The organism is Longivirga aurantiaca (assembly GCF_042660085.1).
Lineage (GTDB): Bacteria > Actinomycetota > Actinomycetes > S36-B12 > CAIYMF01 > Longivirga > Longivirga aurantiaca.
Window position 1 is genome coordinate 1 of record NZ_JBHSTI010000024.1, and the last position, 3,874, is coordinate 3,874.

The window sequence follows — 3,874 nt, forward strand, 5'->3', positions numbered from 1 at the left end:
TGCGACGTACGACGACGGTCCCAGGTTTCAGCCCCGAACCCGAAATCACGCCCGTGTGGCCCCCGTCACCGCCCCCTGTGAATCCCCTGAGCCCCGCCGTTCGCGATGAAGGCGACCTTCATCCAATAGAGCCGAACAATTCCGGCCTTCATCGACGGCGTCGTCCACAGGGGGCGCGCTGCGCCGCAGTCGCCACGCGGGCGGCCGAGCTCAGTCGAGCAGGTCCGCGGGCTTGCGCAGGGGCCGCCGGGGTACGCCGTCGCCGAGCACGTACGTCAGCGTCATGTGGTTCCAGCCGCAGCCGGTGCACACCTCGACGACGTACACGCGGAAGTGGCCGTGCTCGTATGCCATCACCGGCAGCTCGGCGGAGGACTTCACGCGGCCGGAGAACGGCCCGAGCTCGTCGCCGAAGACGTACGTGACGTGCACGAGCTCCTCGGTGCGGCAGATCGGGCACGGGCGCTCGGTCGCCTCCCCGTGGTGGCGGGCGGCGCGCAGGAGGTAGGGGTCGGCGTCGGTGTGGTCGTCGCGCAGCATCGCGTCGCCGTTCCGGATCCGCTCGAGCACGCCCCTGCGGGTGAGGGCGTGGTCGACGAGGCTGCGCGGGCGCGCCGGGTCCGCAACGTCCTCGGCCTCGGGCAGCGGCATCGAGCGCGACGGCTCGGCCGGGCGCTCCCCGCGGATGCGGGTGGCCCGGTGCGAGGGGTGCCGAGGTGCTGCCACCGGACGAGGGTACGTGCCGTACGCCGCCCGCGCCGCGACAGCACGGCGCTGACCTGCGGCTCGACCGCTGGGGCGAGCCCGACGTACGCGGGGATGACGGGCCGGCCAACGGCGGGTGACCGGCGGCACACCGCCCCGAGTTTGCGCGCCCGCCCCCACTCACGTAATGTCCGATCCGATGTATCGCACCGATACATCGGGGGCACGTATCGGATGGAGGGAGGGCTCATGGCACCGCGCAACGCCAAGCGCAGCGGCATCCTCGAGCTCGCCGTCCTCGGTCTGCTCCACGAGTCCCCGATGCACGGGTACGAGCTGCGCAAGCGGCTCTCCGGCGTGCTCGGCACGTTCCACGCGATCTCGTACGGCTCGCTCTACCCCTGCCTCAAGGACCTCGTCGCCCGCGGGTGGCTGGTCGAGGACGGCGAGGGCGACCCCTCCGGCCTGTCCGGCAAGCGCGCGCGGATCGTCTACCGCCTCACGGCGGAGGGCAAGGAGCACTTCCAGGCACTGGTCGCCGAGGCCGGTCCGGACACGTGGGAGGACGACCGTTTCGGCGTCCGGCTCGCGTTCTTCGGCCGCACCGAGGCCTCGGTCCGCCTGCGCATCCTCGAAGGTCGGCGCAGCCGGCTCGAGGAGCGCCTCGACGCGCTGCGCTCGTCGCTGTCGCGCACCCGCGAGCGGCTCGACAGCTACACGCTGGAGCTGCAGCAGCACGGCCTCGAGAGCGTCGAGCGCGAGGTGCGGTGGCTCGACGAGCTCATCGCCAGCGAGCGCGACGCCGAGCCGCGCACATCCCAGCAACTGCAGGAGTCCGGTGCCCCGTCGGGGCAGCGGTTGAACACCACGTCCGGGGCCGGGATCTACCCGACCGCCCACGGTGAGTGAGAGAGGAATCCCGATGGGTTCGGTACGCGTAGCCATCGTCGGCGTCGGCAACTGTGCGGCGTCGCTGGTTCAGGGCGTCGAGTACTACAAGGACGCCGACCCGGCCGCACAGGTCCCGGGTCTCATGCACGTGAAGTTCGGCCCGTACCACGTCAACGACATCGAGTGGGTTGCCGCTTTCGACGTCGACGGCAAGAAGGTCGGCCTCGACCTCGCCGACGCGATCGGTGCGAGCCAGAACAACACCATCAAGATCTGCGACGTCCCGCCGACCGGCGTGACCGTCGAGCGCGGCCACACGTACGACGGCCTCGGCAAGTACTACCGCGAGATGGTCAGCGAGTCCGAGCTCGAGCCGGTCGACGTCGTCGCCCGCCTCCGCGAGGTCCAGGCCGACGTCCTCGTCTGCTACCTGCCCGTCGGGTCCGAGGCTGCTGCGCGCTTCTACGCGCAGTGCGCCATCGACGCCAAGGTCGCCTTCGTCAACGCGCTTCCCGTCTTCATCGCCGGTACGCCGGAGTGGGCGCAGAAGTTCACCGACGCCGGCGTCCCGATCGTCGGCGACGACATCAAGAGCCAGGTCGGCGCGACCATCACGCACCGCGTGCTCGCGAAGCTGTTCGAGGACCGCGGCGTCACCGTGGACCGCACGTACCAGCTGAACGTCGGCGGCAACATGGACTTCATGAACATGCTCGAGCGTGAGCGCCTGGAGTCCAAGAAGATCTCCAAGACCCAGTCGGTCACCTCGCAGCTCCGCGACAAGATCGAGCCGCGCAACGTGCACATCGGCCCGTCCGACTACGTCGCCTGGCTCGACGACCGCAAGTGGGCGTTCGTGCGCCTCGAGGGCCGCAACTTCGGCGACATCCCCCTGTCGCTCGAGTACAAGCTCGAGGTGTGGGACTCCCCGAACTCCGCCGGCATCATCATCGACGCGATCCGCGCCGCGAAGATCGCCAAGGACCGCGGCATCGGTGGCCCGATCCTGTCGGCGTCGTCGTACTTCATGAAGTCGCCGCCGGTGCAGTACACCGACGACGAGGCCAAGCAGGCCGTCGAGGACTTCATCAACGGCACGATCGAGCGCTGACCTCTCGGCTCTCGCGCGGCCCGCACGTCACGGAGGCCGGATCCCCTCGGGGGTCCGGCCTCCGTCGTCGTACGGCGGCCTTCGCGCGGACTCGTCGTACGCCGTGAGCGCACCGCGCGCGTAGCCCCTGTGGACAGCCACGGCCGTGATTGCCGGAATTGCTCGGCTCTAGTGGATGAAGGTCGCCTTCATCGCAGACTGCGGAGGCAGGTAGGTTCCGGCGCATGACGGATGCGGGCGCGGACGCGGAGCCCGGCGGATCGGCGTCCGGGCGGCCGGGCGGCGTGGGCCTGAAGGCGGTGCTCGGGGTCCGCGGCTTCCGGCTGCTGCTCGGCACGCGCCTCTCGGGGCAGCTCGGCGACGGCCTCGTGCAGGCGAGCCTCGCGACGTTCGTGCTGTTCTCCCCCGAGCGCCAGCCGACGGCGGCCAAGGTCGCGCTCGCCTTCGCGATCCTGCTGCTGCCGTACTCCCTCATCGGCCCGTTCGTCGGCGTCTTCCTCGACCGGTGGCGGCGCCGCTCGGTCCTCGTCTACGCCAACCTCGTCCGCTCGGTCCTGATCGTCGGACTCGCCGCGGTGGTCGCGAGCGGACGCGACGACTTCGTCCTCGCGGTCTCGGTGCTCGTCGCCCTCGGCGTCAACCGCTTCATCCTCGCCGCTCTCTCGGCCGGCCTCCCGCACGTGGTGCAGGACCGCTACCTCGTCACCGGCAACGCCATCGCGCCCACGGCAGGCACCATCGCGTCGGTCACCGGCGGCCTGCTCGGCGTCGGTATCCGCGACCTCGCCGGCGGCGGCGACCGCGGGTCCGTGATCGTGCTCGCGTGCGCGATCGTGGCGTACCTCGTGGGGTCCACCGTCGCGAGCCGCCTGCGCCCGGACCAGCTCGGCCCCGACGACGACACCCAGGCCGACACCTTCCGCGGTGTCGCGCGCGGCATGGTCGAGGGCGTCCGGCACCTCAACGAGCGCCGCCCTGCCGCCCGCGCCATCGGCTTCGTGATGGTGCACCGCGTGGTGTTCGGCATCGCCGTCGCGCTCACGGTGCTGCAGTCCCGCGGCACGCTCTACCCCGACGACAGCGAGAAGGCGATCCTCGCCCTCACCCTTGCCACGGGCGCTGCCGGCGCCGGCGCGTTCGTGGGCGCTGTGGTCACGCCACGCCTCT

4 protein-coding genes are annotated in these 3,874 nt (G+C 71.0%); 3 read left to right on the forward strand and 1 reads right to left on the reverse strand.

The window, feature by feature from the left end:
* Nucleotides 1–210: 210 nt before the first annotated feature.
* Nucleotides 211–726: a DUF5318 family protein gene (locus tag ACFQGU_RS16075; RefSeq protein ID WP_386768651.1), complete on the reverse strand. Its 516-nt coding sequence runs from the start codon at nucleotides 724–726 to the stop codon at nucleotides 211–213.
* Between the two features lie 228 nt (nucleotides 727–954).
* Here ACFQGU_RS16075 and ACFQGU_RS16080 point away from each other — a divergent pair, with 228 nt between their 5' ends.
* From ACFQGU_RS16080 to ACFQGU_RS16090, 3 genes are all read left to right on the forward strand, one after another.
* Nucleotides 955–1,614 (forward strand): PadR family transcriptional regulator, encoded by a 660-nt coding sequence (locus ACFQGU_RS16080; protein ID WP_386768653.1) that lies wholly within the window; start codon nucleotides 955–957, stop codon nucleotides 1,612–1,614.
* Between the two features lie 13 nt (nucleotides 1,615–1,627).
* Entirely contained in the window at nucleotides 1,628–2,707 is a 1,080-nt protein-coding gene (locus ACFQGU_RS16085) for an inositol-3-phosphate synthase (protein WP_386768655.1), read from the forward strand.
* A gap of 224 nt (nucleotides 2,708–2,931) precedes the next feature.
* Nucleotides 2,932–3,874: MFS transporter (locus ACFQGU_RS16090; protein ID WP_386768657.1), on the forward strand; the 943-nt coding region annotated here is incomplete at its 3' end.

Bases quoted from the DNA above. Each gene is read 5' to 3' on its own strand.
- ACFQGU_RS16085 (WP_386768655.1), top strand. From the start codon at position 1,628: ATGGGTTCGGTACGCGTAGCCATCGTCGGCGTCGGCAACTGTGCGGCG.
- ACFQGU_RS16080 (WP_386768653.1), top strand. From the start codon at position 955: ATGGCACCGCGCAACGCCAAGCGCAGCGGCATCCTCGAGCTCGCCGTC.